The sequence below is a fragment of the Streptomyces himastatinicus ATCC 53653 genome, assembly GCF_000158915.1.
In the GTDB taxonomy this organism is placed as follows: Bacteria; Actinomycetota; Actinomycetes; order Streptomycetales; family Streptomycetaceae; genus Streptomyces; species Streptomyces himastatinicus.
In genome coordinates this window covers 3,516,125-3,541,238 of the sequence record NZ_GG657754.1, presented here as the reverse complement: position 1 = coordinate 3,541,238, position 25,114 = coordinate 3,516,125, and the positions used below count along the sequence as shown (strand labels likewise).

Here is a 25,114-nt window from a genome sequence, read left to right as displayed (position 1 = left end):
GGTCCCGGGTTCAGCGGTGCAGGGCGGTTTCCTGTCCCATGTGGGACAGCTTCTCGGGGTTGCGGACGGCGTACAGGCCGGTGATGAGACCGTTGTCGAGGCGCAGCGCCAGGACGGTGTCGACCGCGTCGTCCTGGCGGAGGATCAGCGCCGGGTGGCCGTTGACCTGGGCGGGGCGCAGCGAGCCCAGCTCGGCCATCCTGCCGAGACCGGCGGCCAGCAGGCGGCCCACCTTGTCGGCGCCCACGATGGGCCGCGGGACGGCCTGCTTGATTCCGCCGCCGTCGCCCAGGAAGACGACGTCGGGCGCGAGGATGTCGAGCAGGCTCTGGAGATCGCCCGTTTCGGCCGCCCGCCGGAACGCGTCGAGCGCGTCGCGGGTCTCGGCCGGGGACACCGGCCCGCGCGGGCGGCGCGCCGCGACGTGGGCCCGCGCGCGGTGGGCGATCTGGCGGACCGCGGCCGGGCTCTTGTCGACGGCCTCGGCGATCTCCTCGTACCCGAGGTCGAACACCTCGCGCAGCACGAACACCGCCCGCTCGTTCGGCGTCAGCGTCTCCAGTACCAGCAGCATCGCCATCGAGACGCTTTCGGCCAGCTCGATGTCCTCCGCCACGTCCGGGGCGGTCAGCAGCGGCTCGGGCAGCCAGGGGCCGACGTAGGACTCCTTGCGGCGGCCGAGCGTCCGCAGGCGGCTCAGCGCCTGGCGCGTGGTGATCCGGACCAGGTACGCGCGCCGGTCGCGTACCGCGTCGAGGTCGACGCCCGACCACCGCAGCCAGGTCTCCTGGAGGACGTCCTCCGCGTCGGCGGCCGAGCCGAGCATCTCGTAGGCGACCGTGAACAGCAGGTTCCGATGGGCGACGAACGCCTCGGTGGCCGTGTCCGCGTCCTGGGAGTGCTGCTCACTCTTCACCGGCTGCTCCTGCCTGCTCGCTCTCGACGATGCCACGCGCACAAGACGCCGGTCGCGGCGGTTCTGTGACACCTCCGGGCGGTGGCGTACGTCACACGGCCGGAGGTGTCACAGGGAGCGGGCCGCCGGCATCTCGTGTTCGTCCAGTGCACCACCACGAGAGACACACGAGAGGACACCGTCATGGACGCACGGTTCGATCTGTTCGAGAACGAGTTCGGCGCCAGGTTCTCCAAGCGGTTCGCGAACGCCGGACTGCTGATCCACCAGTCGCCGCTGCCGAAGTCCACGCAGGAGCTGGTGTCGCTGCGGGCCAGCCAGATCAACGGCTGCGGCTGGTGCGTCGACATGCACACCAAGGAGGCCGCGGCCGCCGGGGAGACCGCGGTCCGGCTGGCCCTGGTCGCCACCTGGCGCGAGTCCACCGTCTTCACCGAGGCCGAGCGGGCCGCGCTGGCGCTCGCCGAAGAGGGCACCCGGCTGGCCGACGCCCACCCCGGGGTGTCCGACGAGACCTGGGCCCGGGTGCGCGAGCACTACGACGACGATCAGATCGCCGCCCTGGTCTCGCTGGTCGCCCTGATCAACGCGGCCAACCGGCTCGCCGTGATCGTCCACCAGCGGGGCGGCTCGTACGAGCCCGGCATGTTCGCCGCCGCGGTCAGCTGACCGCCGGGGGTCCCTGCCTGCTACTTCCGCCAGAACAGGTGGTGCGTCACGCCGCTCGGGCTGGGCACGACGTCGAGGTGGAACCGGTCGCGCAGCTCATCGGGCGACTCCCAGAGCCGTGACCCGGCTCCCAGCTCCACCGGCGAGACCGTCACATGCAGGGTGTCGACGAGGTCGGCGTCGAGGAACTCGCGGATGGTGGTGGCCCCGCCGCCGAGCCGCACGTCCTTGCCCTGCGCCGCCTCCCGCGCCTGGGCGAGGACCGTGGCCGGGTCGGCGTCCACGAAGTGGAACGTGGTGTCGGAGAGCGTGAACGAAGGACGCGGGTGGTGGGTCATGACGAAGACCGGAGTGTGGAACGGGGGCTCGTCACCCCACCAGCCGCGCCACTCGTAGTCCTGCCAGGGCCCGCGCTGCGGCCCGAACTTGTTGCGGCCCATGATCTCGGCGCCGATGTTCCGGGCATAGTCCCGCGTGAGGTAGTCGTCCAGACCACGGCTCCCACCGGGGTCGGTGCGCATGGGCCAGCTCGCCGTGGCCCCGGCCCAGGCGAACATCTGCCCGGGATCGGCGTCGCCGAACGGTCTCTCCAGGCTCTGGTGCTCACCGGCACCGAACCCGTCCCGCGAGACGTTGAAGTTCTGGACTCTCAGCAACTGCGTCATGTGGGTCCTCCTGTAGGGGGTCGACGACAGTTGGACCGCCCGGCCCGGCCAAACTCATCGCTGCGTGACGATGCGCTCGACCGCGGCCGCGACAAGGGCGTCCCGCTCGGCTTCCGAGAACATGTCCGGCAGCGTGAGCTGCTCGACGATCAGCCAGTTCAGCGCCAGATACAGCAGGCGGACCGCCGTCGCGTCACCCGGCAGACCGGACTCCTCGTGATAGGTCAGGTTGGCCGCCATGTCGGCGCGGACGCGCTCGGTCAGCACCGCGCGCAGGGCGGGCCGCCGGGTGGCCTCCAGCCGGAGTTCGAGGAGCGCCAGATAGCCGGTACGGAAGGCGCTGATCCGGCCGACCAGCTCGTGCATCAGCGCCGTGTACCCCTCCCGGTCGCGGGTGCTGGCCCGCTGCCGGGCGATGGTCGCCTCGTCGGGCTGGAGCCGTTCGTAGACCCGGGCACCGGCCTGGGTGAGCAGGTCGTCGCGGTTGGCGAAGTAGTTGGAGGCCGTCCCCGGGGGCACGGCGGCCTCGGTGTCCACCGCCCGGAACGTCAGCCCCCGCGCGCCCTCCGCGGCCAGCACCTCGATGGCGGCGTCCACGAGGGCCGCCCTCCGCTCGTCGTTCCTGCGGACCATTGACACCACTCCAGTTGTAGTACTACGTTCACACCACCTCAGTCAGAGTACTACGGATGGAGTGGTTGCACACATGCGAGAACTCGTCTACTACGTCGCCGTCAGCATCGACGGCTATATCGCCGGGCCCGACGGGGAGTACGACTTCTACCCCGGGGGCGACGAGGCGCAGCACGCCGCCTACATGGGGTGGATGAACCAGCGCTACCCCGAGACCGTCCCCACCGCCATGCGCCCCGCCTGCGGCCTCACCGACGCGCCCAACCGGCACTTCGACACCGTCCTGATGGGCCTCGGCGCCTACCGCCCCGGGCTGGACGCGGGCATGCCGAGCCCGTACGCCCACCTGCGCCAGTACGTCGTCTCCAGCACCCTCGGCGCCGCCCCCGACCCGGCCGTGACGGTGGTCGACGGCGATCCCCTCGCCCTGGTCCGCGACCTCAAACGGGAGGAGGGCCAGGACATCTGGCTGTGCGGCGGCGGCCGGCTCGCGGGGACGCTGCTGCCCGAGATCGACCGCCTGATCGTCAAGAGCTACCCGGTGGTCGCGGGAGCCGGAATCCCCGCCTTCCACGGCGCGTTCAACCCGACCGTCTTCCGGGTGACCGACCGCGAGTTGTTCGACAACGGGGTGACGGTCACGTGGTTCACCCGGCGCTGAGCGCCACGACCTCTTCGATCAGCTGGGGCAGCCGCGCGAACTGGTCGGCGTCGGCCAGGGCCGACCCGAGGGACACCGCCGCGGCCCCGGCGCCGAGGAATTCCATGGTGTTGCTGAGGTTCATGCCGCCGGTCGCGACGAAGCGCGCCTGCGGGAACGGGCCGTGCATCGAGGCGATCCAGCCCGGACCGAGGTCGGACGCGGGGAACGCCTTGAGCCAGGTGAGTCCGAGGGCCTCGGCCTGCTGGATCTCCGACGCGGTCGCGACGCCCGGCAGATGCGGCAGGCCCGCCGCGAGCGACGCCTCGGCGACCTCGCGGGAGAATCCAGGAGCCACGGTGAAGCCCGCACCGGCCTCCACCGCCTGCTCGACCCGCTCCACGGTGGTCACCGTCCCGGCGCCCACCACGGCTCCGCGCTCCTCACCGGCCTCGACCGCCGCACGCAGCGCGGCCACCGCGGTCTCGCTCTGAATGGGCACTTCGACGAGGTGGATGCCGACGTCCCAGGCGCGTCGGCTCACCTCGACCGAGCGTGCGGGGTCGAAGCCGCGCAGGATCGCCATGAGCGGCAGCGCGTCGAACGCGTCCTGGAACAGCTGTCCTGATGCGGCTGATGCGGTGTTCATCGAGTCCACCCGAGTGTGCGAGAGATGGCTTGTGCGGTGTGTCTGATGGCGGGCAGATGGGTGTGGAGGGCGGTGAGGTCGGTCTGTGCCTTGAGCGCCGTCACCGAGATCGCCGTACGTACGGTTCCGGTGCCGTCCCGGACCGGGACGGCCACGCAGGTGACGAACGACTCGTACTCCCCGTCGTCCTCCGCCCAGCCGCGCTCCCGCACCTCACGCAGCCGGGCGGCGAACGCGTCGGCCGTGGTGACGGTGGTGTCGGTGAACCGCTCGTAGACGTATCCGTCCAGCAGCCGGTCGCGTTCGTCCTCGGGCATGAAGGCCAGGATGGCCTTGCCGACACCGGAGCTGTGCAGCACGACCGGCTTTCCGATCTGCGAGTACAGCCGTACGGTGCCCTGCGGTTCGACCTTGTCGACGTAGATCACCCGCCCGTCCTCGACGGTGGCGATATGCACCGTGAGCCGGAGCTTACGGCCGAGCTCGGCGAGGAACGGGTGGGCGCTCGCGCGCAGATCGAACTGTTCCAGGGCGGCCGCCGCCAGTCCGGCGAGGCGGTATCCGACGGCGAAGGTGCCGTCCTCCCGCTTACGGGCCAGACCGCCCTGGCAGAGGTCCTGGAGCAGACGCAGCGCGGTGGTCCGGTGTACGCCGAAGCGTTCGGCGATCGCGGCGGGGTGCTGCGGACCCTGGCTGAGCATCTCCAGGATCTGGATGGCCCGCTCGACGGCCTGGCTCACCGGGCCGCTCCGTCCAGGTCGGGTGACGGGCGGCGCAGGGACGTGGCGTCGGCGTGGTCCTCGACCGAGCCGAGCGCGAACGCGGCGACGCGGTGCCCCAGCCGCAGCCGCTCGGCCGGGGCGTCGCCGCGCAGCCAGGCCGACAGGTAGCCCGCCGCGAAGGCGTCTCCCGCTCCGACCGGCTCCACCACCTCGACCGCCTCCGCGGGGACGAACGTCCCCGGGCCGCCGCCCGGTTCGAACAGCACCGCGCCGACCTCCGCGTTCTTCACGACCACGCTCACCGACGGCCCGATCAGGTCGCGTACGTCCTCGGCCGTCGTGGTCCCCCAGACCTCCGCCGCCTCGTCGAGCCCGACGAACACCACGTCGGCCTGCCGGGCCAGGGCGAGCAGCGGCGCGGCGGCGTCCTCCGTACGCCACAGCCCCGGGCGGTAGTTGACGTCGAACGAGCGGAGCACCCCCGCCGCGCGCGCACGGTCGAACAGGGCCGTGGCGGCCCGGGCGCAGCTCGCCGACAGCGCGGCGTTGATTCCCGACAGGTGCACCAGACGTGCCGAGGCGATCGGGAGCGTGTCCAGGTACGCCGGGGCGAGCCGGGACGCCGCGGACCCGGTCCGGTAGTAGTGCACCCGGGTGCCGTCCTCGGGGGAGGGGTCCTTGAAGAAGACGGCGGTGGGGGCCGACGGGTCCCGCTCGACGTACCGTACGTCCACCCCGGGCCCGGCGACCGCGGTGAGTACCCGGTCGCCGAGCGGGTCGCTGCCGACCCGGCTCGCCCAGGCCACCCGGTGCCCCAGATCGGCGAGGTACTGGGCCACGTTCGACTCGGCGCCCGCGACGGAGAAGGTCGCGTCGGGGGCCGTGGCGAGCCGCTGTCCCTGCCGGGGAGTCACCAGGACCATGGACTCGCCGAGGCACAGGACTTCGTTCGGGTCGTCGGCGGGCGCCGTGGGCGGTTGGAGGTCTGCCATGCGTGCTCCCTTGCGCGGGGGCGCACGCCGACTGTCGTACGGCGCTATGACGCCGCGAGGCTCTGTGCCGCCCGAGGTGATGCGGCTACGTTAACCTCACCCCAAGCATTTTGTGCACAGGCTGTGCATATAGTGCACAATCAGTCGCTGAGGTGCTTGCCCAGCATGGTGCAGACCGCGGTGTCCACCAGGGCCTTGTTGGCGGTGGCGGCCTTCGCCTCCTTGTCGCCGAAGTTGGTGATGGTCAGGACCGCGACACTGCGGCGGCCGCTCCCGTCCGTGTAGACCTCACTGGAGTAGCCGGGCTGACCACCGGTGTGGCCCCAGACGGTGCCGCAGGGAGTGTCCACCTTCATCAGGCCCAGTCCGTAAGCGCCGCGCTCCTCGGGTGCGGTGACCATCGTCCGCATCTGCTCCAGCTGCGCCTTCGGCAGGAGCTTGCCGGACATCAACGCCGTCTGGAACCGCTGCCAGTCCCGCGCCGTGGAGACCATGCCTCCCGCCGCCCACGCCCAGCTCGGGTCGATGTCGCTGGTGTCGACGTTGTCGTGCGGACGCCCAGGGCCCGCGAACCCGGTGCCCTCGGGCAGTTCCACCGTCGGAGCGAGGATGCGCCGGAGGCGTTCGGAGCCCGGCTCGTAGCCGGTGGCGTGCTTCTTCCCGGAGCCGAAGTCGGCGTTCGCGGCCAGGAAGGAGTCGTTCATCCCCAGCGGCCCCGTGATCCTCTGCTCGATCAGGCGGGCCAGGCTCTTCCCGGTGACCTTCTCCAGGATCAGCCCGAGGGCCGCGTAGTTGGCGTTGCTGTACGAGTACTTCTCGCCGGGAGCGGTCGGGGGATCCTGCGGAGGGGTGATCGCGAGAAGCTCCTCGGGCCGCCAGGTGCGCCGCTCCTGCCCGGTCAGGGTGGGCAGGAACTCCGGCGTCAGCAGGTAGTCGCCCAGTCCGCTGGTGTGGTTGAGGAGCATCTTCACGGTGATGTCCCGCCCGCCCTCGACCAGCCCCGGCAGCCACTGCTCCACCGGGTCGGCCAGGTCGACCTCGCCCTCGGCGACCAGCTGGAGGATGAGGGTCGCGACGACGGTCTTGGTGTTGGACGCCATCCGGAACCGGTCGTTCACGGCGAGACGATGGTCGGCCTCGGTCCAGGCGGTCTGCCGTGCGATCTCCACGGGCCTCCCGCGGCCCCGGTCCACCCGGACGATCACGCCCAAGGACCCCGTGTCCGCCGCAGTTTGGGCGAGTTCCGCCAACCGTCCGTCGGCCGATGCCGCCACCGTCGTCGTGCCCGAGTCCGCTTGCGAGCAGCCGACGAGCAACCCGCTGATGCTCGTCACCAACGTCAGCGTGAGCGCCCCACGCAGGATCCGGCGGCTCGATGCCCTGTATGACGACACAGTCGTTCTCCCTCGCGGCTCTCGCCCGGTCGCGAATGACGATGGTGCTCATCCTTCTCCGCGGGAGATCACAAGGGGATCCGGCCAGCCCGCCGGATCACCGGGGGGTTATCCCCCCACCGCTCGGCGGCCCCCGTCCCATCCCGTGGTGGTCAACCAGTCGCCGAAGGTGGCCAGTTCGGGGTGCAGGGCGCGCAGGGCCTCCAGGTCCCGGTCCCGGGAGAGGAGGTCGCGGTCCTGGAAGAAGGCGAACATCGCGGCCAGGTCGTGGCCGACCCCTGGGAGGGACCGGCTGAACTCGTCGAGGTCCACCGCCTGGTAGACGCTCGGCACACCGGTCGTCCTCTCGAACACCGCCGCGATCTGGTCACCGGTGAGGGCGTCGGCGGCGATGCGCAGGGTCCGGCCGCCCCAGTCGTCCCAGTGGTCGAGCTGATGGCGGGCGAAGAAGGCGATGTCGTCAAGGGCGATCAGGGGCCAGCGACCGGCCTCGCCGAGCGGCAGGGCGAACACCAGGCCCTCACGTCCGTCGGGCAGCCGGGTCCGCTGCGGCGCCAGGCCGTACAGGTTCTCGAAGTACGGCGCCGTCACCAGGACGGCGACGTGCCGCGAGTACCAGCCGTCGGTCTCCTGCCGCATGGCCTCTTCGGAGCGCTGCAACGCGATATGGGCCTCCACCGCGGCCTTCGCGTCGTAGTGCGGGACCGGGATACGCCCGTCGGTGAGGACGGCGGCGTAGTCCAGTGACGACCAGACGAACCGGTCCACCCCGGCTTCCTGCGCCGCGCGCAGCGCCCGCAGCCCCTGTGCGTACTCCTGCCGAGGGCTGGCCGTGGCGAAGAAGTCGGTATTGCAGAAGACCTGGTCGACACCGTGGAAGGCGGCCTTCAGGGACTGCTCGTCGTCCAGGTCGCCGCGGACCGGCCGCACGTCACCGGGGGTGTCCTCGACCAGGGCACGGGCCCGCTCCGAGGACGGGTTCCGCGTCAGCACCCGCACGACGGTGCCGGTCCGTGCGGCGAGGGCGCGCACCACGCGGGCGCCCATGGCCCCGGTGCCTCCCACCACGAGTGCGGTCGTCGACGTCACCGCGCCACCTCCAGCACGAGCTTGCCGCGGGTGCGGTTGGTCTCACCCAGCCGGTGCGCCTCGGCGGCCTGCTCCAGGGGGAAGGTGCGTTCGACCTCGACCCGGACCGCACCGGAGTCGACCAGGCCGGCGATGGCCGTCAGAGCGGCGGCGTCCGGCTCGACCAGCAGCGGGCTGGTGCGCACCCCCGCCTGTGCGGCCGTGGCGGCCAGGGGGTCCGAGACGCCGCCCGGGATGGAGACGATCAGTCCGCCCCGGCGGGTCACCGACACCGATCGCACGTCGGTGTCGTCCGCGGCGCCGATCAGGTCGATGACGACATCGACCTCGCCGGTGGCCTCCTCGAACCGCTGTCGGGTGTAGTCGATCGTCTCGTCCGCCCCCAGTTCCCTGAGCCAGGTGTGCCGGGGTTCGCGGGCGGTCGCGATCACCTCGGCGCCGAGGTGCTTGGCGAACTGCACGGCCAAGTGCCCCACGCCACCGGCTCCGGCGTGCACCAGCACCCGCTGCCCGCCGGTGACGCGCGCCGTGTCGACCAGGGCCTGCCAGGCCGTGAGCGCGGCGAGCGGCAGAGCCGCGGCCTCGACGTGCGAGAGCGAGGCCGGCTTGCGGGCGAACTGGCGGGACGGTGCCGTGACGAAATCGGCGTAACCACCGGCCGGGCGCGGGAACCACGGCATGGCGTAGACCTCGTCGCCGGGTGCGAGCGTCGTGACCCCGAAGCCGACCTCCTCGACGACGCCGGAGACGTCCCAGCCGAGGATCAGCGGCAGCGTCTGTAGCCCGGCCATACCGTGACCGGCGCGGGTCTTCCAGTCCACCGGGTTGATTCCGGCAGCGTGCACACGCACCAGCACCTCGGTCGGCAGTGGCGCGGGACGCGCCACCCGGCCGGTGGTCAGCACGTCCGGTCCGCCGAACTCCTCGATGGTGACGGCGCGCATCGACTGCTCGCTCATACTCTCCTCGCTCACATCCGCTTCATGCGTTTTCAGCCCGGGTCCAGGAGCCCCGGCACGTTCCAGCCTCGCTGACACCCAGGGACGCCGTGAGTGGCCGGACAGCCACCTGTCGTACCATTCCGGCCATGCCGCATCGTGTTGCCGTTCTCGCCCTGGACGGGGTCATGCCGATGGACCTGGGTATCGCGGCCCGGGTGCTCAACGAGGCCCTCGACCCGGCCGGGGCGCGGCTCTATTCCGTGACGACCTGCTCGCTCGGCGGCCGGCCGGTCCGCACGAACGAGGGCTTCCGGATCGTCGTCGACGACGACGAGTCGCTCCTGGAGGGTGCGGACACCGTGGTGATCGCCACCCAGGAGCCCGACGAACATCTGCTGGCCACCGGCGAGCTGCCCGCCCGGGTCGCCGCGGCCTTCGCCCGGATCGGGCCCGAGACCCGCATCGTCAGCCTGTGCACCTCGTCATTCCTGCTCGCGGCGGCCGGCCTGCTGAACGGACTGCGGGCCACCACCCATTGGGCGCTGTGCGGCCCGTTCACCCGGCTGTTCCCCGACGTCGAGGTCGATCCGGATGTGCTGTTCGTCGACAACGGACGCATCCTGACAGCCGCCGGCGGGGCGGCCGGCATCGACCTGTTCGTCCACCTGGTCCGCAGTGACCACGGCGCGACCGTGGCCACCTCCGCGGCGCGACGATGCGTGGTGGCTCCATGGCGCGAGGGCGGCCAGGCGCAGTTCATCGAGCACCCGGTGCCGAAGGACGCCGACCGTTCCACCTCGGCCACCCGCCAGTGGGCGCTGGGCCGGCTGGCCGAACCGCTCACGCTGGGGGACATGGCCCGCCACGCCCATATGAGCGAGCGCACCTTCACCCGGCGGTTCCGCGCCGAGGTGGGCACGAGCCCCCTCCAATGGCTGGTGCAAAGCCGCCTGACCCAGGCGCGCCGCCTGCTGGAGTCCAGCGACCTGACCGTCGCGCGCATCGCCACCGCCTGCGGCTTCGGGGATCCTGTCGCGCTGCGCAAGCACTTCCACACCCACCTCGGCCTGTCCCCACTGGCCTACCGCCGCGCCCACCGCGCCCCTGAACCGGCCCGGACAGAGCCGCTCCAGGCGCCCTGAGCCTGTGCGTTTCATCCCCGGCAGACCGACCGTTCACCAGATGTCGGGGGTCGGTATCGCCCGGCTGAAGTCTCCGGCCCGGAGCGCCTCGGTGGGGATCGACCAGTGCATCCAGCCGCCGTCGCCGCCGATGTACCACTCGCCCTGCCCGGACAGCTGGAGCAGGTGGTGGTAGAGGTTCGGGTCGTCGTCGTTCGGCAGCAGCGGGGCGCTGCCGGTGGGGAATTCCGGTCGGCCGAAGGCGATGTCCTCGGAGTCCAGCGCGCCCGGCCGCTCCGACCAGTCGGTCAGCAGGTCGTATATGTACGTGTCGGGCATGACCCTGGCCATGTCGTCGACGTCAGGCCCCAGGTCGAGGGCCTTCCACGCCGGGTCATAGGTGTCGGGGAAGGCGAACCCCGGGGACGCCGCCCACGGCACCGGATCGAAGACGCTCGACCGGGCGGGCGGGGCCGTCTCCACGGCATGCGCGGAGCGGGCCGCGATCACCCGCCCCGGCTGCGGGTCGAGGTAGTCGAGCTTTCGGGAAACCTCCATGGCGGCCGGGTCGGCATGCTCCGAGTCGCTGTCGAGGTAGAAGAAGTTGAGCAGGCCCGTCCCGGCCGGGAGTACGCCGTCGAGCCAGGGCGCCAGGGCGTCCGTGTCGAGGACGGCGATCAGGCTCAGCGGAAAGCCGTCGCAGGTCGGCCATTCCGTGCCCGGTTCGAGCATGGCTCGCCCACCGAACCGGCTGCGACCCGCGGCCTCACCCGGCCCGGCCTCGGTGAGCGCGAAGCCCGGCCGGGCGAGACGGACGAAGCGGTCCGCGAGATCCGCGCCGAGACGTTCGGCGCAGAAGTCGCGCAGGGCGGTGAGCGTGGCGTTCGGTTCCATGCGGAGGATTCAAGCAGCCGCCGCTGACACCGCGACGTAGGACGGCCCCGATCGGGGCCCGGTGGCTGTACGCACCAGGCCCCGCGGGGTCATCCGGTGGCGGCTCTAGGTGTTGCCGTCCCGGTTGAGCCAGGCCCGGACGGATCCGCCGTCGTAGACGACGGTGTAGTCGGCCCTTCCGTCGCCGCTGATGTCGCGCAACGCCACCTCGTCACCGGGGAATCCGGTCTCCCTGACGAAGTTGCGGTGCTCGGTGAAGCCACCGTGGCCCCGGCCACCGTTGTTGATGTAGGCGTGCACGGCCCCGCGCCTGCCGACCATGAGGTAGTCGGCCTTGTCGTCACCGTTGACGTCCGCCAGACGAACCCTTTCCCGGGAGCCGTAGAAGACGCCGGGCGCCCAGTTCCGGTGCTCCTTCCAGTTCCACCCGAAGCCGTTGTCCTCGGGGAGGTTGTAGTAGGCGTGGACGGAGCCGTTCTCACCGACCCTGAGGTAGTCGTCGCGGCCGTCGCCGTTGACATCGGCGAACCGGACGGCTTCCTGCGGGACGTGGTCCAGGGTCAGGCCGATCGGTCCGGGGCCGCTCCACAGGATGTCGCGACCGCTGCTCGTCAGGCCCTGGTTCAGGATGTTCCGCACCGCTTCCTTGGAGTCCGAGGGCGGGACCACGTTGATGTCGTCCATGCCGTCTCCGTCGACGTCGGCGAAGTGGAGTTTCCAGCCCTTGTCCCAGATCAGACCGAGGTTGTCGGAGACATCGGTGCCCACTTCCTTCCACTGCGGGAAGCCGGGCTTCTTGCTCTCGCGGTTCAGGGCGATGCGCAGCGTGCGGTTCTTCTCGTCGACGCGCACATAGTCGTCGCGACCGTCGCCGTCGAGGTCCGCGAGGTCGGTACGGCCCGAGGGATAGTCCATTCCGGGGGCGACGACACCCAGCGCCCGCCAGCCCGGTCCCGCCTTGCTCTGGTCCTCATCCGGGTCGTCCGGATCGCATGCGGTGGCCGGCTTCTGCGGGTCGGGCTTCTTGATCCAATCTCGGTCCGCAGCTTCCATGATGCCGCTTTGGAAGTCGTAGCCGAGTTTCGCGTAGCCGTGGTCGTTGGGGTGGGCGTCGTCCTGGAGGCCGTCGCCGACCTTGACGTCACTGGTGTCCACCAGCACCACGTGCTTGCCGTCCGCACGGAGGTCGGAGACGATGCCGGGCAGCTTGGCGTTGAACGCGTCGATGCGGGGCTGCAGACCGGCTTTCCCGGTCGGGATGACCTTCGCGACCACGACCACCGCCTTCGGTGAGTCCTCCAGCGCGTCTGTGATCAGTTTCTTCATGCGCTGGGGCGCCGTTGAGAGTTCGTACTCCTGGTTGACGTCGTTGGTCCCGGCATGCAGGGTGATCACGTTCGGCTGGTACCGGGGTACGTAGCACTTGGCGTGCCCCGCGATCTCATCGATGCGCTTCCCCGGATGGCCCTCATTGTCCCGGTCGGACAACTTTCCCGCGCGCACGGAGCCGACGAAGTTGACCTGCTGCCCACCGGCCGGGTCTTCGAGAGCGTCGTACAGCTCGTCGCGGTAGCCGGTCCCGTCGGAACTCTCCTTGCCATAGGTGATCGAGTCACCCAGCGGCATCACGCGGAGGCTCCGCTTGTGCAGCCCGGAGTTGTGGACCTTCATCCCGGCCTCATCCTGCAGCCAGTCATAGACGCAGGTTTTGTCGGGATTGCACAAACCTTCCTTGTCGTAGGTCGCGGACATGGTTGCCTCGGGAGCGCCCCAGCGCCTGGCGGTCGAGGCCACTCCGGTCACCACCCGCTGGTCGCCGACCCAGTAGCCGTTCGGCCCGCCGGAGTCTCCCGGCCAGATGCGGCCCTTAAAGGCCCGGACCCGGTAGCCAAGACCGCCCTTGGCGTCAGGCAGCGGCCCGTTGTCGATCACCCTGGTGGTGATGCCCTTGAGCCATGGGGCCGGGCCACAGTACTCACAGGTCTTGCCCCACCCATAGGAGCTGGTCTGATCCTTCACCTCCGGGGGCCTGTTCGGCCCCAGCTCGGCGGGTTTCGCTCCCCAGAGGTTCAGCTTCTTCGTATTCATAGTGAGCACCGCCAGATCGCCTCGGCTGACCTTGCGGATGACGCTGACTTCAGAGCCCGCCTCGCCAAGCTTCTTGACAGGCACCATCGCGAAAACCTTCTTCAGATCGTTGACGCGATTGAAGCAGTGCTCGGCTGTCAGAATTTTGTTCTTGCTCGTGACAGTCCCTGAGCAGAGGAACCGCTCGTCCCTGCCCTCACGCACCCAGATCTGTGCCATATCGGTGCGCTCGAACTTGCCGTGGTCGACCTCCCAGCCCCCCTCGATGGCGTTGCCCGGGGCCGCCGTGCCCAGCAGCACTCCTGCAGCCAGGACACCGGCCATGGCGGACGCCAGGAGCACCCGCGGCGCTCGGCGTCTCATTTTGCGCATGCTCTTCACTTCTTCACCTTCGCTCTCGGCCGTAACGCTGAGGAGGATTCGGCGTGCTGGTCCGCAGCCTTCTGCTGCTCCTGTTGTCAGCAGCCGCCACTGGCGAAGCGCCGGTTGCAACCTCGGCACCTCCGGGCGCGGCGTGAAGCCGACAACGGACAGCAACGTGGCCAACGTCTCCCCGTTTCTGTTGTGGCTGGCGGGCCAGTCGGGAACAGGAGAAACCATGCCGTCGCGGCACACTCAATCCACGAGCCCTGTGAGGTGGGGCACTTGGCCGGACGCGGTCGTGTTTCGACTGTGTGCTGAGGGCATGCATTCGGCCGGGGGCGTCGGAGTGACCGTGCCGAGACCCGGCGGTGGGACGGAGTGAGAGCGTCGTGGCGTGGAGCACGCGTGAGATCGCCGAGCTCGCGGGCACCAGCCTGCGTGCGGTACGGCATTACCACGAGGTCGGTCTGCTCGCCGAGCCGGAACGCCGCGCCAACGGCTACAAGCAGTACGGGGTGGCCCACCTCGTCAAGTTGCTGCGGATCAAGCGCCTCGTGGACCTGGGGTTCTCCCTGTCCCGGATCGCCGAAATGGGCGCCGCCGACGGCCACCGCCCGGAGGAAGCGTTGCGCGCCGTCGACGCCGAACTGGCGGCCACGATCGAACGGCTGCAGCGGGCCAGGGCGGAGCTGAGTCTCATCCTGCACAAGGCGGCGCCGACCGACCTGCCACCCGAGTTCACCGCGGCGGCGGACACCCCGATGCCCGAAGCGGACCGCTCGTTCGTCACCGTCATGGGTGCGGTGCTCGGCCCGGAGGGCATGGATGCCTACACCGACTACCTGGAGAATCCCACCATCGGTCCCGTCGGTGAGGAGTTCGAGAAGTTACCCGCCGACGCCGATGAGCGGACCCGCGCCGACCTGGCCGAGCGCATGGTCCCGAGCGTGCGCTCAATGCACCGGCAGCACCCGGGGTTGAGTACGCTGCGCGCCGATGCCCCGCGTGGTGAGGGGTTCGCCAAACGGACGATCGACAAGGCCCTCAGGGACCTCTACAACCCCGCCCAGGTCGACGTCGTGCGCCGCCTGGGCATCCTGCTCGCGAAGCCGGAGCGGGACCCCTAAGTGCGTGGATGCGGCTGCCCTTCACCGGCCATGTCCGGGGCGGCCAGGTCGAGTTCGGCCCAGATCTCCTTGCCGACGGTGCGCTCCCGTACGCCCCAGCGGGTGGCGAGCGCGCGGACGATGAGCAGGCCACGGCCGTGCCGGTCGTCGGGGCACGGCTGCCGGGGCTGGGGCAGGCGTTCGCCCCTGGGGTCGGCGACGGCGATGCGCAGGCTGGTCTTGGTGAGGGTGAGGTAGACGCGGAACAGTCGCCCCGGGACGCGGCCATGCCGTACGGCGTTGCCTGCCAGCTCGGAGACGATGAGCGCGGCGTCGTCCGCGAGCGCGGGGTGGCCCCACTCGCCGACCACCCGCGCGGCGTGCCGCCGGGCGCGGGTCACGTTTATCGGCGTCGGGACGTAGTCGATGCGGTCCTCGTGGACGACGGGGTCTTGGGGTGCGATCGGCATCGCGTACCTCCGTGCGGGCAGGGCGGAGCGGATCCGCCAACTGGTGCCCCTGTGCGAGCGGTTCATCACGGAAGGTAGCCCCAGTGACTTGTTCGTTGCAATCGAAGCGGGGAAATTTGTAACCGATCTTGCGTGCGGACGGTGTGCGGGCACACACTGGGCGTGAAGTAGGGAGGGTGCCACGGTGGCAGGGGAGCAGCCCGCTGAGGGGAACCGGGTCTCAACGGTTCTGGGGCGCAAGCTCGGTGGCGAGCTGCTGATGTTGCGGACCGCGGCCGGTTTGACGCAAGGTCAAGCCGCGAAGGCCATCACCGCGTCCACCGGCAAGGTGGCCAAGATGGAGAGCGGCTGGGTTCCCATGCGTGACCCGGACATCCGCGCCTTGTGCACCTTGTACGGCGCCAACGACCCCGCGACCGTGGGCGGGCTGCTGGAGCTGGCACGCATCGACCGCGAGCGCCGTAAGGCCAAGGGCTGGTGGAACGACGTCGCACTCAGCAGCGCCATGAGGCAGTACGCGCCGCTGGAAAGCGTCGCGACCGAAATCAAGGCGTGGCAGGTGTCGTTCGTTCCGGGCCTGCTCCAGACGGCTGGCTACGTTCGGGCGATGCGTCGCTCCTGGTTGCCCGATGAGTCTCCGGAGGATGCTGGGAAGTTCGTGGCTTCCCGGATGGCGCGCCAGCGAAGACTCTCCGGCGAGTCGCCTCTCTCGCTCCGGGTAGTCATCCCAGAGGCCGCGTTGCGCATCCCCGCAGTCCATGCCGAGATGCTTCGGGAGCAGTTGGCGAGCCTTCTCGACTGGGGTGAACGGCCCAACATCACCGTGCAAGTGCTCCCGTTCAGCACAGGCTTCGTCCCTGGGCTGACCGGGTCCTTCAACGTTCTCTCGTTCGGCGAGCCAGGGGCCATGGACGTGGTGTATGTGGAGTCGTCGCACACCCATGTGTGGGTCGAGGGTGGCGATGGCGCTGCTGAACACGTGAGAATCTTCGAGAAGACAGCGCAGCGTGCCCTGTCCGAGGCCGATACCCGAGCGTTCATAGAGGCGCTGATCAAGGAGCTGTGAGCACGTGACGGCTTTCGCTTTTCGCAAGTCAAGCCACAGCAACCCTTTCGATGAGTGCGTCGAGGTGGCCACCAACCTGCCCGGCGCCGTGGCGATACGCGACTCCAAGCGCCCCGACGGGCCGATACTCCGGTTCACGCCCGCCGCCTGGGCGGACTTCCGAGGCGCTCTGGTCGGCGAACCGGCATGACACGGCCCGTGGTGTCCGCTTCCGCGGGCACCACGGGCCACCGCGTGCGATCGGGATCAGGCCGTGGCGCGGAACGGCCCGGTGACCTCGTAGGTGATGCCACCCGAGGAGCTGCCCGTCGTACCGCGCTGGCTGGAGAAGTACAGCCGCTTGCCGTCGGGGGAGAAGGCCGGGCCGGTGATCTCCGAGCCCGACTGGCCGGAGATGCGCAGGAACGGCGCGACGATGTCGTCCGGGGTGATGAGGCAGATCTCCATGTTGCCGCCGTCCTCGGCGATGAACAGGTCGCCGGAGGAGGAGCCGGTGACGTTGTCCACGCCGGTCAGCGGGGCTGGGCCGGGGTTGACCAGGCTGTCGTCGTAGGCGAGTTCGTAGGTGCTGTTGGCCAGGTTGAGCTGCCAGACGCGGTTGTCGCCCTTGGTGGTGAACCAGACGGTGTCGTTGGCGTAGTGGCAGCCCTCGCCGCCGTTGAAGATCTTGGCGGTCGAGACCTGGTCGCGGGTGACCGTGGGCGAGCCGTCGGGGTCGGGCACGTTCGCCCAGCTGAACGAACCGGAGGTGGCGGTGCCGGCGACCAGCACCTGGAGTTGGCCGGAGGCCAGGTTGCCCCAGGTGGCCGGGATGAACCGGTAGAAGCAGCCGTCCGTCTCGTCCTCGGTCAGGTAGATCACCCGGCGCACCGGGTCGGCGGCGGCCGCCTCGTGCTTGAACTGGCCCATGGCGTCACGGCGGACCGCGGCGTTCACGCCCCACGGGTCGGTCTCGTAGACGTAGCCGCGGGACACCTCCTCGCAGGACAGCCAGGTGTTCCACGGGGTCGCGCCGCCCGCGCAGTTCTGCCGGGTGTTGGACAGGACGCGGTAGGCGCCGGTGATGGAGCCCGAGGAGCTGAACTTGACGGCGCTCGCGCCTCCACTGGGGTTGATCTCCGAGTTGGAGACGTAGATCCAGCCCGTGCCGTCGGCGAAGCAGGCGCCGCCGTCGGGGGCGCTGTGCCACGCGTACGAGGTGCCCGGCACCGTCTGGCCGGACCGGGCGATCACCCGGCTGGTGAAGCCGCTGGGCAGCGCGATGCCGTTGGCGTCGGCAGCGAGCAGAGCACCGTACGGGCCCGGGCCCTTCTGCGCCGGGGCCGCGTAGGCGGCACCGCGCATGAGGGTGCCGCCAAAGGCGGCGGCGGACGCTCCGATGACTGCTCCGCGCAGGAAGACGCGACGTTCCACAGCTACTCCTTCATCAAGGAAGGTCGATGGATGGCTGATTGAGCGACGCCGACTGGTCACGGGGAAGAACCTAAGACCGCCGCACCTGGCCGATCAGGTCCCTGGAGGCGAACTCTTCACGGCCAACCGGTGAGTCGGGTGAAGAAGCAAGCGCAAGGCCCGTGGCGTCTGCTCCGGCAGAGGCCACGGGCCACAGGGCGAGCGTCACCACCACCTGGTGCAGGCGACATCCGGATAGTTGCTGGCCTTACCGCAGGCCCGCATCAGGTTGCCCTTGTTGTTGAACGCGTCGGTGTGGTTGCTGCCGCCCGTGTTGATTTTGGTGACGCTGAGCTGCGTCCAGGTCCGGCCGCGGTCGAAGCTGCGATCGACCCACACCAGGTCACCGGGGGAGCCGAAGATCCGGCCCCAGGCGCAGGTGCCGTTGTACCGCAGCTCGATGCCGCGGGAGTGGGTCGAGGCGGACGCGACCGTCCGGGCGTTGTTGGTGTTGCAGCCTTCGGCGGCCTGCGCCGGAGTCACGGTGGTGAGCATGGCTCCGGTGAGCCCGGCTGTGGCGAGGGCTCCGAGGAGAGTCTTGCGAGCGCGCATGTCTGACGTCCTTCCGGTTGTGTGAATCGCTTATCGAGCGACAAACCGGGTATACCGCGAGCCCGCCGGGACCGGTCCCGCCCCGGAATCCGATGGCGCGACGCCGCCCGGGCGTCAAGAATCGCCGGATGCAGGAAGTGAAGCTGTCCGACGGGATCGTCACGCTGTCCCCGCTGCACCCGGACGACGCGGAGGCGCACCTCGCGGGGGAGGACGAGGCTCTGGTGCGCTGGCTCAGCGGTGGCCCCAGCACACCCCAGGGCGTCGCAACGTACTTCCGGCACTGCCGGGAACAGTGGGACACGGCCGGACCACTCCGCGCCTTCGGCATCCACGCAAACGCAGAGGCGGCACTCGCGGGAACGATCGACCTGCGGTTCACCGCCGAGGGCCTGGCTCCCGGCCAGGTGAACATCGCGTACGGCCTCTACCCGTCCTGGCGGGGACGCGGCCTGGCCACCCGCGCCGTCCTCCTGGCCTCCCAATACGCGGCACATGAGGGCGGGAAGGAGGCGGTGATCCGGGTGGAGCCGGAGAACACCGCATCCGCCGCGGTCGCCCGGCGGGCGGGGTTCACCCCCCGTGGGCACACGCGCGGCGGGGACGGGACACGGCTCGACTGGTACGTACGGGACCTGCGCGTCCACCCCTCGGAGGGATCCCACTGGCTCCGGCGCCATACCGCCCGGTGGCACCGTTTCGCGCGGGTGACGGTCCGGGTCGTACCGGCCGCGGCGGGGGCGACGACCGTCGAGATCGGGGACGATCCGTACGCCTGGCTTCGGACCTCCTACGGGCCCGACGCCCTGCCGTATGCCAACGACGGCGGCCTTCGGCAGGAGGCGCTCGACGGGGTCCGGTACGCCGTGGAGCGGCTCGCCGAACCGGGGCCGCCGCTCCACGTCACCATCACCGAGATCCGGGACTACCTCGTGGACACCGGCCCCGGCGACGTGAAGTACGCGGCGGCCTACGCGCTCTGGGACGCGCTGGGCGTCGAGCCTCCCGTACGCCCCTATCTCGCCGATGCGGACGGGACGCCCGTCTTCCCGGACTGATCGCGGACGGGCCGCCGCATGGCGTCAGCGCGGGGTGAGGACGCAGAACTCGTTGCCCTCGGGGTCGGCGAGGACCGTCCACGGCACGTCGCCCTGGCCGATGTCGACGGGCGTCGCGCCGAGACCCCGCAGCCGGGCCACCTCCGCCGCGTGATCGTCACCGGGGTACGGCCGGAGGTCGAGATGGACGCGGTTCCACCCGGTCTTCGGGTCGGGCGTGCGGAGGAACTCGAGATACGGGCCGACACCCTCGGCGGAGCGCAGCACCGCCTGATCGTCGGTCACCTCGTGCAGGGTCCAGTCCATCGCCTCGCCCCAGAAGCGGGCCATGGCCCGCGGGTCCGCGCAGTCGACCACCACCGCGGCCATCGGCCCGGTGTCCCGGTAGATCTCCCGAGGCTCCAGTACGCAGAACTCGTTGCCCTCGGGGTCGGCGAGGACCGTCCACGGGACGTCGCCCTGGCCCACGTCGGCGGGCGTCGCACCGAGTGCCTGGAGGCGCGCGACCAGTTCCGCCTGATGGGCCGCGGAGGTGGTGGCGAGGTCGACGTGCACGCGGTTCTTCACCGTCTTGGGGTCCGGGACGGCGAGGATGTCGATGTAGATGGCGCTGGGGTCGGGATAAGTTAGGCCTTTGGGCTCCAGATTGGTCACGCCGGGTTCCTCGCTGGCAATACCCCAGCCGAGCACCTCCGCCCAGAACCGGCCGAGCGCCGAGTCGTCCCGAGCCTTCATCGCAATCTGCACCAGCCGCGTCGCCATGGCGCAGATCCTAAGCCTGTGCCGTGCACTTCGGGTTTGATTTTCGGGCCGGAGCCTCAGCCGTTGGCCAGGGTGCGGCCGAGGAGGGGCAGCAGACGGTCCCAGTGGTGCTGGAGGGCGGCGGGGTCGAAGGCGTCGGTGTCGGACATGGTGAAGCCGTGGACGGTGCCGGGATAGATCTCGGAGGTGTAGTCGACACCCGCGGCGTCCAGGGCCTGGTTCAGCTCGCCGAGGGCCTCGGGCGTGAGGTCGGTTTCGGCGTGGCCGAGGTGGACCTGGGCGGTGATCTTGGAGAGCAGACGGTCCAGCTCGGGCCCCTCGGCGCCCACGGGGCCGTGGAATCCGGCGACGGCGGCCACCTGGTCGGGGTGGGCCGCGGCGGTACGCATCGCGAGGAGGCCGCCGATGCAGTAGCCGGTCACCGCGACCGGTCCGGCGGCGACCTCGGGCTGGGCGGTGAGGAACCTGAGGTAGGCGTCGGCGTCGCTCAGGATGCGTTCGTCGGTGATGTGCGCCTCGATCAGGGGCATCAACTGGGCGATGAGCGCGGGCCGGACCTCTTCGCCGATGTGCTCGGGAAGGTCGACCACCGGTGTCGGGCCGTGCCGGTAGAAGACGTTGGGGACGAGCACGTAGTACCCGTGCCCGGCCAGTTCGAGGGCCATCTCCCGCAGCACGGGCCGGATGCCGAAGGCGTCCGCGTACATCAGCACCCCCGGGTGCCGGTCGCCGTGGTCGGGGAGGGCGGCGAAGGCGTCGGCCTGGCCGTCGGTGGTGGGGATCCGCAGTGTCTTGATGGGCAAGAGCGTCCTTCCTCGGAGTTCACTCCAGAAACGTTTATGGCACTAACGTTTTCGGCGCGAGCGAACGTATATCGTTAGTCGGACTAACGCAATGGGCAGGATGGGCGCCATGATCAGAGACGAAGTCGCGGACCTGCCCGAGGGCGGCGCGCCCAGGACGCCCGACCGGCTGCGGCGACGGGCGAGCCGGCTGCTGTCGCAGCTGACCGCGCGTTCGGACCGGCTGATCAACGACGGGCTGGCCCAGGTCGACGCCCGCAAGTGGCACTACGCCGTGCTCGCCTCCCTCCAGGAGTACGGGCCGGGCAGCCAGGCGGAGCTGAGCGGGCGCTCCGGTATCTACCGCAGCGACATGGTCGGCGTGCTCAACGAACTGGCCGAGCGTGACCTCGTCGAACGGTCGCCGGACCCCGCCGACCGGCGCCGCAACGTCATCACGATCTCCGCCCGGGGCCGCCGCCATCTACGCCGCCTCGACACGGTCCTGGACGACCTCCACGACGAACTGCTCGCACCGCTGAGCCCGGTCGAGCGCGACCAGCTCGTGCGGTTGCTCACCCGCTTGCTGGACCACCACGCCCGGACCTCCTGAGGGCCGCGACCGGAGCGACCGTCGCCGTGAGCACGTCCGCCAGCGTCACCGCGGGCCGTCCGAGCAGGCGGGCGAGCGTGGGGTCCGCCGGGGCGAAGTCGCCGCGGCGGCTTGCCGCGAACAGGCCGACGAGCAGGTCGGCCCGGGCTTCCGGCAGGCCGTGGGCCAGCAGGCGCGCGCGGTAGTCGGCGTCGGAGACGACGACCCTGCGGATCGGGCGGCCCGTCAGTCGCGTGACGAGCGCCGCGATACCGGCCAGGTCGATCGCCTCGGGGCCGGTGAGGGCGGGGGTGCGTCCGTCGAGGTCGTCGCCGCCCGTGGTGAGGGCGAGCACCGCCGCGTCGGCGAGGTCGGCGTGGTCGGTCCAGGCGACCGGCCCGTCCTCGGGCGCGACCAGTTCGCCCGTGTCGAGCGCGGCGCCGAGCAGCATCACGGCCGAGGAGGCGTAGAACCCGTTGCGCAGCGCGGTGAAGGGGACGCCGGACGCGCGCAGCGCGGCCTCGGTGGCGGCGTGGTCGGGCATCGGGCCGAAGGGGGAGGCGGGGTGCGCGCCCATATGGCTGGTGTAGAGGATGCGGCCCGCTCCGGCCGCCGCCGCGGCGTCGACGGCCGTGCGGTGCGCGCGTAGGGCCGTCTCGCCGGTGGCGTCCGTGGAGACGATCAGGACCTGTGAGGCGCCCTCGAAGGCGTGGGCGAGGCTCGACGGGTCGGCGAAGTCGCCCCGGCGGACGCGTATGCCCCGGGCGCCGAGGTCGCGCGCCGCATCCACGTCGCGCACGCTGACACCGATTTCCTCGGCCGGGACGCGTTCCAGCAGCCGTTCGGTGACCGCCCGGCCGAGTCTGCCGTTGGCTCCGGTGACGATGATCATGAGGATGTCCCCGATCTGGTGTTTCCAGTGATAACGAGCGGAGCGTATCATCGGAAACGAAGAAGCGATAACGCGATCCTGTTATCGTTGGAAACATGGAGAACGACGACGTCACCACCGCGGACGGAAACCGGGAACGCATCGTCGCGGCGGCCGCCCGGCTGCTGGCCGAAGGCGGGACCGACGCGGTGTCGACCCGGGCGGTGAGCGCCGCGGCCGGGGTGCAACCGCCCACCATCTACCGGCTGTTCGGCGACAAGCAGGGTCTGCTCGACGCCGTCGTCGCCCATGGCTTCGCGGCCTACCTGGCCGACAAGACCGCCGCGGAGCCCACCGACGACCCGGTCGCGGACCTCCGCGCCGGATGGGATCTGCACGTCGGCCTCGGCCTGGCCAACCCGGCGCTGTACCTGCTGATGTACGGCCAACAGCGCCCCGGAGCGTCGTCGCCCGCGGCCCTCGACGCCTTCGACGTGCTCGCCGGGCACATCCGGCGCATCGCCGAGGCGGGCAGGCTGCGCGTCCCCGAGGACCGGGCCGCGGCCCTCGTGCACGCCGCCGGATCCGGTACGACGCTCGCGCTCATCGCCACGCCCGAGGAGCGCCGCGACCCGGAGCTGTCCCACACCGCCCGCGACGCCGTCCTCGCGGCGATCACCACCGACGCCCCCGCGGCCCCCGAACCCGGACCCGCCGCGGCCGCCGTCACCCTCCGCGCCGCACTGCCGCGCACCGACGCCCTGACCGCGTCCGAAAGCGCCCTCATGCGGGAGTGGCTCGACCGGATCGCGGGCCAGGCCCGCTGATTCCGGGCCGCTGATTCCGCGCTGTGACGCGCATCACCGGAACTCACCCGCCCCCGGCGGCCAGTTGAGAGTGTGACCACAGATACGCGAACCCGGGTACGGGCCGGGGATCCCGACGCCTTCGCGGAGTTGTTCGACACTTACGCGCGCGCCGTGTACAACCACGCCTTCCGGCTGACGGCCGACTGGTCCGTGGCCGAGGACGTCATGTCGGCCACGTTCCTGGAGGCGTGGCGGCGGCATGCCTCGGTCGAGGCCGAAGGGGGTTCGCTGCGGCCCTGGTTGCTGGGGATCGCCACCAACGTCGCCCGGTCGCACTGCCGCGGCAACCGGCGCTACCGGGCCGCGGCCGCCGCCGCTGCCGAGGCGGGGGAGGAGTCCGTACGGATCCCCGACCACGCCGAGGAGACGGCGGGCCGGGTGGACGACCGGCGGCGCATCAACGCCACGCTGACCGCACTCGGCTCGCTGAAGCGCCCCGAACGGGAGGTGCTGGTGCTGTGCCTGTGGGAGGGCATGGAGTACGCCGACGTCGCCCGCACCCTCGGCATCCCCCTCGGAACCGTCCGCTCCAGACTGTCCCGCGCCCGTACGAAGCTGCGCAAACTCGCCGATGCCGAACTCATCAAGAAAAAACGGGAACTCGCCGCCCCCGCCCGGCAGATAAGAGGCGATCGCGGCTACGCGATCCGGTCCGCAGAGGAAGGAAACCGATGAACGCCAGCCCCTCCCAGCCGCACCCGGCTGAGTGGCCGGAGACCCAAGCGCTCCGGGACACCGCGGAGCGGGGTCTTCCGGCGGGCCGCCACGCGTTTCACAGGGAGCATCTGATGGCCCAGATCCGTGACGACATCCGCACCGCCGCCCCGGTGGCCCCCGCGCGGCAGCGCAACCCGTTCCTCCGTAAGACGATCCTGCTGCCCGCCGCGGCCTGCGCCCTGGCCGGGGCGATCGTGGGCGGTGTCGCCCTGTCCGGGGATGACGGTGACGGTACGACCCCCCTGGCCACAGGACCCGCGCTGACCACCCGGCTCGGCACCGTCGACGCCAAGGGCGGCCCGCAGCTGCTGGACCGCGTCTCGCTGGCGGCGGGCACCGGCGACACCGACGGGCCCGTGGTGCGCGACGGCCAGTTCCTCTACATCGCCTCGAAGGTGGCCAGCACCTATCCCAAGACGGTGGACGACAAGACCACGGTGGTCAGCCAGGAGCTGCACGACCGTCAGGTCTGGCAGTCCCAGGACGGGAAGGACGGCTGGTTGATCGAAGCGGGCGAGACCAGCGACGAGGGCATGACCCTGGCCGGTCCGCATGCGAGCAGCGCGGCGTACGACCGCCTCGCCACGCTGCCCACCGACCCCGACGCGCTGCTGCGGAAGATCTACGAGGACGCCCGCGCGAACAAGGACAAGGAGGTCCCCATCGACCAGGCGGCCTTCGTCGCCATCGGCGATCTGCTGACCGAGAGCTACCCGCCCGCCAAGCTGGTCCCCGCCCTCTACAAGGCCGCCGCGAAGATCCCCGGGGTGGTCGCGGTGGACGACGCGACCGACGCCACGGACCGTCACGGGGTCGCGGTGGCACGGATGGACGACCAGAACGGCCAGCGCGAGGAATGGATCTTCGACAAGAAGAGCCTGAAGTTCCTCGGCGAGCGCACCGTCCAGGTCGAGCCGAGCCCGGACAAGAACGACCCGATCAAGCCCGGCACCGTGGTCTTCACCAGCGCCATCACCCAGCGCGCGGTCGTCGACGGCAACAAGCAGTTGCCCGCGGAACAACAGGCGGGCTGACGATGGC

Annotated in this window: 28 protein-coding genes; 11 read left to right on the top strand and 17 right to left on the bottom strand. The window is 70.6% G+C overall.

Annotated features, from left to right (window positions below; genetic code table 11):
* Positions 1 to 10 precede the first annotated feature (10 nt).
* Positions 11 to 916, bottom strand: coding sequence for an RNA polymerase sigma-70 factor (locus tag SSOG_RS14385; protein ID WP_009714952.1), 906 nt, complete (start codon positions 914 to 916; stop codon positions 11 to 13).
* A 183-nt stretch (positions 917 to 1,099) separates the two neighbouring features.
* Between SSOG_RS14385 and SSOG_RS14380 the strand changes: the two genes are divergently transcribed.
* A complete protein-coding gene (locus tag SSOG_RS14380) occupies positions 1,100 to 1,585 on the top strand; it encodes a carboxymuconolactone decarboxylase family protein (RefSeq protein ID WP_009714951.1) in 486 nt (161 codons plus the stop codon).
* Positions 1,586 to 1,605: 20 nt separating this feature from the next.
* Here SSOG_RS14380 and SSOG_RS14375 read toward each other — a convergent pair whose 3' ends face one another.
* Together SSOG_RS14375 and SSOG_RS14370 are read right to left on the bottom strand one after the other, a co-directional pair.
* Complete coding sequence (locus SSOG_RS14375) at positions 1,606 to 2,250, bottom strand: dihydrofolate reductase family protein (RefSeq protein WP_009714950.1); 645 nt, start codon at positions 2,248 to 2,250, stop codon at positions 1,606 to 1,608.
* A 54-nt stretch (positions 2,251 to 2,304) separates the two neighbouring features.
* Positions 2,305 to 2,883 (bottom strand): TetR/AcrR family transcriptional regulator, encoded by a 579-nt coding sequence (locus SSOG_RS14370; protein ID WP_039937572.1) that lies wholly within the window; start codon positions 2,881 to 2,883, stop codon positions 2,305 to 2,307.
* A 73-nt stretch (positions 2,884 to 2,956) separates the two neighbouring features.
* Here SSOG_RS14370 and SSOG_RS14365 point away from each other — a divergent pair, with 73 nt between their 5' ends.
* Positions 2,957 to 3,544, top strand: coding sequence for a dihydrofolate reductase family protein (locus SSOG_RS14365; protein ID WP_009714948.1), 588 nt, complete (start codon positions 2,957 to 2,959; stop codon positions 3,542 to 3,544).
* On the opposite strand, the gene SSOG_RS14360 is transcribed toward SSOG_RS14365, so the two are convergent.
* The 6 genes from SSOG_RS14360 to SSOG_RS14335 form a co-directional block, all read right to left on the bottom strand.
* Positions 3,531 to 4,172 (bottom strand): bifunctional 4-hydroxy-2-oxoglutarate aldolase/2-dehydro-3-deoxy-phosphogluconate aldolase, encoded by a 642-nt coding sequence (locus SSOG_RS14360; protein WP_009714947.1) that lies wholly within the window; start codon positions 4,170 to 4,172, stop codon positions 3,531 to 3,533. The two genes, SSOG_RS14365 and SSOG_RS14360, sit on opposite strands and share 14 nt — an antisense overlap.
* Positions 4,169 to 4,912, bottom strand: a complete 744-nt coding sequence (locus SSOG_RS14355; RefSeq protein ID WP_039937568.1) for an IclR family transcriptional regulator — start codon at positions 4,910 to 4,912, stop codon at positions 4,169 to 4,171. Before SSOG_RS14355 ends, SSOG_RS14360 begins: the two co-directional genes overlap by 4 nt.
* Positions 4,909 to 5,886 (bottom strand): sugar kinase, encoded by a 978-nt coding sequence (locus SSOG_RS14350; RefSeq protein WP_009714945.1) that lies wholly within the window; start codon positions 5,884 to 5,886, stop codon positions 4,909 to 4,911. The genes SSOG_RS14355 and SSOG_RS14350 overlap by 4 nt, the downstream gene beginning before the upstream one ends.
* Positions 5,887 to 6,026: 140 nt before the next feature.
* Positions 6,027 to 7,220 (bottom strand): serine hydrolase domain-containing protein, encoded by a 1,194-nt coding sequence (locus tag SSOG_RS14345; protein WP_425385417.1) that lies wholly within the window; start codon positions 7,218 to 7,220, stop codon positions 6,027 to 6,029.
* Positions 7,221 to 7,388: 168 nt separating this feature from the next.
* Positions 7,389 to 8,369, bottom strand: coding sequence for an NmrA/HSCARG family protein (locus SSOG_RS14340; protein ID WP_009714943.1), 981 nt, complete (start codon positions 8,367 to 8,369; stop codon positions 7,389 to 7,391).
* Positions 8,366 to 9,328: an NADP-dependent oxidoreductase gene (locus SSOG_RS14335; RefSeq protein WP_039937566.1), complete on the bottom strand. Its 963-nt coding sequence runs from the start codon at positions 9,326 to 9,328 to the stop codon at positions 8,366 to 8,368. The genes SSOG_RS14340 and SSOG_RS14335 overlap by 4 nt, the downstream gene beginning before the upstream one ends.
* 128 nt (positions 9,329 to 9,456) lie before the next feature.
* Here SSOG_RS14335 and SSOG_RS14330 point away from each other — a divergent pair, with 128 nt between their 5' ends.
* A complete protein-coding gene (locus SSOG_RS14330; protein ID WP_009714941.1) occupies positions 9,457 to 10,452 on the top strand; it encodes a GlxA family transcriptional regulator in 996 nt (331 codons plus the stop codon).
* Between the two features lie 33 nt (positions 10,453 to 10,485).
* On the opposite strand, the gene SSOG_RS14325 is transcribed toward SSOG_RS14330, so the two are convergent.
* Both SSOG_RS14325 and SSOG_RS14320 read right to left on the bottom strand, forming a co-directional pair.
* Positions 10,486 to 11,325: a DUF1963 domain-containing protein gene (locus tag SSOG_RS14325; RefSeq protein ID WP_009714940.1), complete on the bottom strand. Its 840-nt coding sequence runs from the start codon at positions 11,323 to 11,325 to the stop codon at positions 10,486 to 10,488.
* A 105-nt stretch (positions 11,326 to 11,430) separates the two neighbouring features.
* Positions 11,431 to 14,028 (bottom strand): GDSL-type esterase/lipase family protein, encoded by a 2,598-nt coding sequence (locus SSOG_RS14320; protein ID WP_009714939.1) that lies wholly within the window; start codon positions 14,026 to 14,028, stop codon positions 11,431 to 11,433.
* 137 nt (positions 14,029 to 14,165) lie between these two features.
* On the opposite strand from SSOG_RS14320, the gene SSOG_RS14315 reads away from it, so the two are divergent.
* A complete protein-coding gene (locus tag SSOG_RS14315) occupies positions 14,166 to 14,903 on the top strand; it encodes a helix-turn-helix domain-containing protein (RefSeq protein WP_039937561.1) in 738 nt (245 codons plus the stop codon).
* Here SSOG_RS14315 and SSOG_RS14310 read toward each other — a convergent pair.
* Positions 14,900 to 15,352: an ATP-binding protein gene (locus SSOG_RS14310; protein ID WP_039937559.1), complete on the bottom strand. Its 453-nt coding sequence runs from the start codon at positions 15,350 to 15,352 to the stop codon at positions 14,900 to 14,902. The two genes, SSOG_RS14315 and SSOG_RS14310, sit on opposite strands and share 4 nt — an antisense overlap.
* 184 nt (positions 15,353 to 15,536) lie before the next feature.
* Between SSOG_RS14310 and SSOG_RS14305 the strand changes: the two genes are divergently transcribed.
* The gene (locus SSOG_RS14305; protein ID WP_009714936.1) at positions 15,537 to 16,418 is read left to right on the top strand and encodes a helix-turn-helix domain-containing protein; all 882 of its coding nucleotides are present in this window, start codon (positions 15,537 to 15,539) and stop codon (positions 16,416 to 16,418) included.
* A gap of 4 nt (positions 16,419 to 16,422) precedes the next feature.
* A complete protein-coding gene (locus SSOG_RS14300; protein ID WP_009714935.1) occupies positions 16,423 to 16,608 on the top strand; it encodes a DUF397 domain-containing protein in 186 nt (61 codons plus the stop codon).
* A 56-nt stretch (positions 16,609 to 16,664) separates the two neighbouring features.
* Here SSOG_RS14300 and SSOG_RS14295 read toward each other — a convergent pair whose 3' ends face one another.
* Positions 16,665 to 17,831, bottom strand: a complete 1,167-nt coding sequence (locus tag SSOG_RS14295) for an alkaline phosphatase PhoX (RefSeq protein WP_009714934.1) — start codon at positions 17,829 to 17,831, stop codon at positions 16,665 to 16,667.
* Between the two features lie 204 nt (positions 17,832 to 18,035).
* Positions 18,036 to 18,422, bottom strand: coding sequence for a DUF2690 domain-containing protein (locus SSOG_RS14290; RefSeq protein WP_009714933.1), 387 nt, complete (start codon positions 18,420 to 18,422; stop codon positions 18,036 to 18,038).
* A gap of 128 nt (positions 18,423 to 18,550) precedes the next feature.
* Here SSOG_RS14290 and SSOG_RS55970 point away from each other — a divergent pair, with 128 nt between their 5' ends.
* Entirely contained in the window at positions 18,551 to 19,480 is a 930-nt protein-coding gene (locus SSOG_RS55970; protein ID WP_078510596.1) for a GNAT family N-acetyltransferase, read from the top strand.
* Positions 19,481 to 19,504: 24 nt separating this feature from the next.
* Here SSOG_RS55970 and SSOG_RS14280 read toward each other — a convergent pair whose 3' ends face one another.
* Both SSOG_RS14280 and SSOG_RS14275 read right to left on the bottom strand, forming a co-directional pair.
* On the bottom strand, positions 19,505 to 20,242 hold the full coding sequence (locus tag SSOG_RS14280; RefSeq protein WP_009714931.1) for a VOC family protein: 738 nt from the start codon (positions 20,240 to 20,242) through the stop codon (positions 19,505 to 19,507).
* A 56-nt stretch (positions 20,243 to 20,298) separates the two neighbouring features.
* On the bottom strand, positions 20,299 to 21,045 hold the full coding sequence (locus SSOG_RS14275) for a dienelactone hydrolase family protein (RefSeq protein ID WP_009714930.1): 747 nt from the start codon (positions 21,043 to 21,045) through the stop codon (positions 20,299 to 20,301).
* Positions 21,046 to 21,154: 109 nt separating this feature from the next.
* Here SSOG_RS14275 and SSOG_RS14270 point away from each other — a divergent pair, with 109 nt between their 5' ends.
* Positions 21,155 to 21,637: a MarR family winged helix-turn-helix transcriptional regulator gene (locus SSOG_RS14270; protein ID WP_039937556.1), complete on the top strand. Its 483-nt coding sequence runs from the start codon at positions 21,155 to 21,157 to the stop codon at positions 21,635 to 21,637.
* On the opposite strand, the gene SSOG_RS14265 is transcribed toward SSOG_RS14270, so the two are convergent.
* Entirely contained in the window at positions 21,600 to 22,508 is a 909-nt protein-coding gene (locus SSOG_RS14265; protein ID WP_050800311.1) for an NAD(P)H-binding protein, read from the bottom strand. The genes SSOG_RS14270 and SSOG_RS14265 overlap by 38 nt on opposite strands.
* Before the next feature lie 95 nt (positions 22,509 to 22,603).
* Here SSOG_RS14265 and SSOG_RS14260 point away from each other — a divergent pair, with 95 nt between their 5' ends.
* The 3 genes from SSOG_RS14260 to SSOG_RS14250 all read left to right on the top strand — a co-directional run bounded on the left by SSOG_RS14260 (position 22,604) and on the right by SSOG_RS14250 (position 25,107).
* Entirely contained in the window at positions 22,604 to 23,314 is a 711-nt protein-coding gene (locus SSOG_RS14260) for a TetR/AcrR family transcriptional regulator (RefSeq protein WP_009714927.1), read from the top strand.
* Between the two features lie 72 nt (positions 23,315 to 23,386).
* Positions 23,387 to 24,031, top strand: a complete 645-nt coding sequence (locus tag SSOG_RS14255) for an RNA polymerase sigma factor (protein ID WP_009714926.1) — start codon at positions 23,387 to 23,389, stop codon at positions 24,029 to 24,031.
* The gene (locus tag SSOG_RS14250) at positions 24,028 to 25,107 is read left to right on the top strand and encodes a CU044_5270 family protein (RefSeq protein WP_009714925.1); all 1,080 of its coding nucleotides are present in this window, start codon (positions 24,028 to 24,030) and stop codon (positions 25,105 to 25,107) included. Before SSOG_RS14255 ends, SSOG_RS14250 begins: the two co-directional genes overlap by 4 nt.
* Positions 25,108 to 25,114 lie beyond the last annotated feature (7 nt).

Bases quoted from the DNA above. Each gene is read 5' to 3' on its own strand.
- SSOG_RS14290 (WP_009714933.1), bottom strand. From the start codon at position 18,422: ATGCGCGCTCGCAAGACTCTCCTCGGAGCCCTCGCCACAGCCGGGCTC.
- SSOG_RS14350 (WP_009714945.1), bottom strand. From the start codon at position 5,886: ATGGCAGACCTCCAACCGCCCACGGCGCCCGCCGACGACCCGAACGAA.
- SSOG_RS14310 (WP_039937559.1), bottom strand. From the start codon at position 15,352: ATGCCGATCGCACCCCAAGACCCCGTCGTCCACGAGGACCGCATCGAC.
- SSOG_RS14280 (WP_009714931.1), bottom strand. From the start codon at position 20,242: ATGGCGACGCGGCTGGTGCAGATTGCGATGAAGGCTCGGGACGACTCG.
- SSOG_RS14375 (WP_009714950.1), bottom strand. From the start codon at position 2,250: ATGACGCAGTTGCTGAGAGTCCAGAACTTCAACGTCTCGCGGGACGGG.
- SSOG_RS14330 (WP_009714941.1), top strand. From the start codon at position 9,457: ATGCCGCATCGTGTTGCCGTTCTCGCCCTGGACGGGGTCATGCCGATG.
- SSOG_RS14260 (WP_009714927.1), top strand. From the start codon at position 22,604: ATGGAGAACGACGACGTCACCACCGCGGACGGAAACCGGGAACGCATC.
- SSOG_RS14365 (WP_009714948.1), top strand. From the start codon at position 2,957: ATGCGAGAACTCGTCTACTACGTCGCCGTCAGCATCGACGGCTATATC.
- SSOG_RS14370 (WP_039937572.1), bottom strand. From the start codon at position 2,883: ATGGTCCGCAGGAACGACGAGCGGAGGGCGGCCCTCGTGGACGCCGCC.
- SSOG_RS14380 (WP_009714951.1), top strand. From the start codon at position 1,100: ATGGACGCACGGTTCGATCTGTTCGAGAACGAGTTCGGCGCCAGGTTC.
- SSOG_RS14360 (WP_009714947.1), bottom strand. From the start codon at position 4,172: ATGAACACCGCATCAGCCGCATCAGGACAGCTGTTCCAGGACGCGTTC.
- SSOG_RS14250 (WP_009714925.1), top strand. From the start codon at position 24,028: ATGAACGCCAGCCCCTCCCAGCCGCACCCGGCTGAGTGGCCGGAGACC.
- SSOG_RS14325 (WP_009714940.1), bottom strand. From the start codon at position 11,325: ATGGAACCGAACGCCACGCTCACCGCCCTGCGCGACTTCTGCGCCGAA.
- SSOG_RS14265 (WP_050800311.1), bottom strand. From the start codon at position 22,508: ATGATCATCGTCACCGGAGCCAACGGCAGACTCGGCCGGGCGGTCACC.
- SSOG_RS14270 (WP_039937556.1), top strand. From the start codon at position 21,155: ATGATCAGAGACGAAGTCGCGGACCTGCCCGAGGGCGGCGCGCCCAGG.
- SSOG_RS55970 (WP_078510596.1), top strand. From the start codon at position 18,551: ATGCAGGAAGTGAAGCTGTCCGACGGGATCGTCACGCTGTCCCCGCTG.
- SSOG_RS14335 (WP_039937566.1), bottom strand. From the start codon at position 9,328: ATGAGCGAGCAGTCGATGCGCGCCGTCACCATCGAGGAGTTCGGCGGA.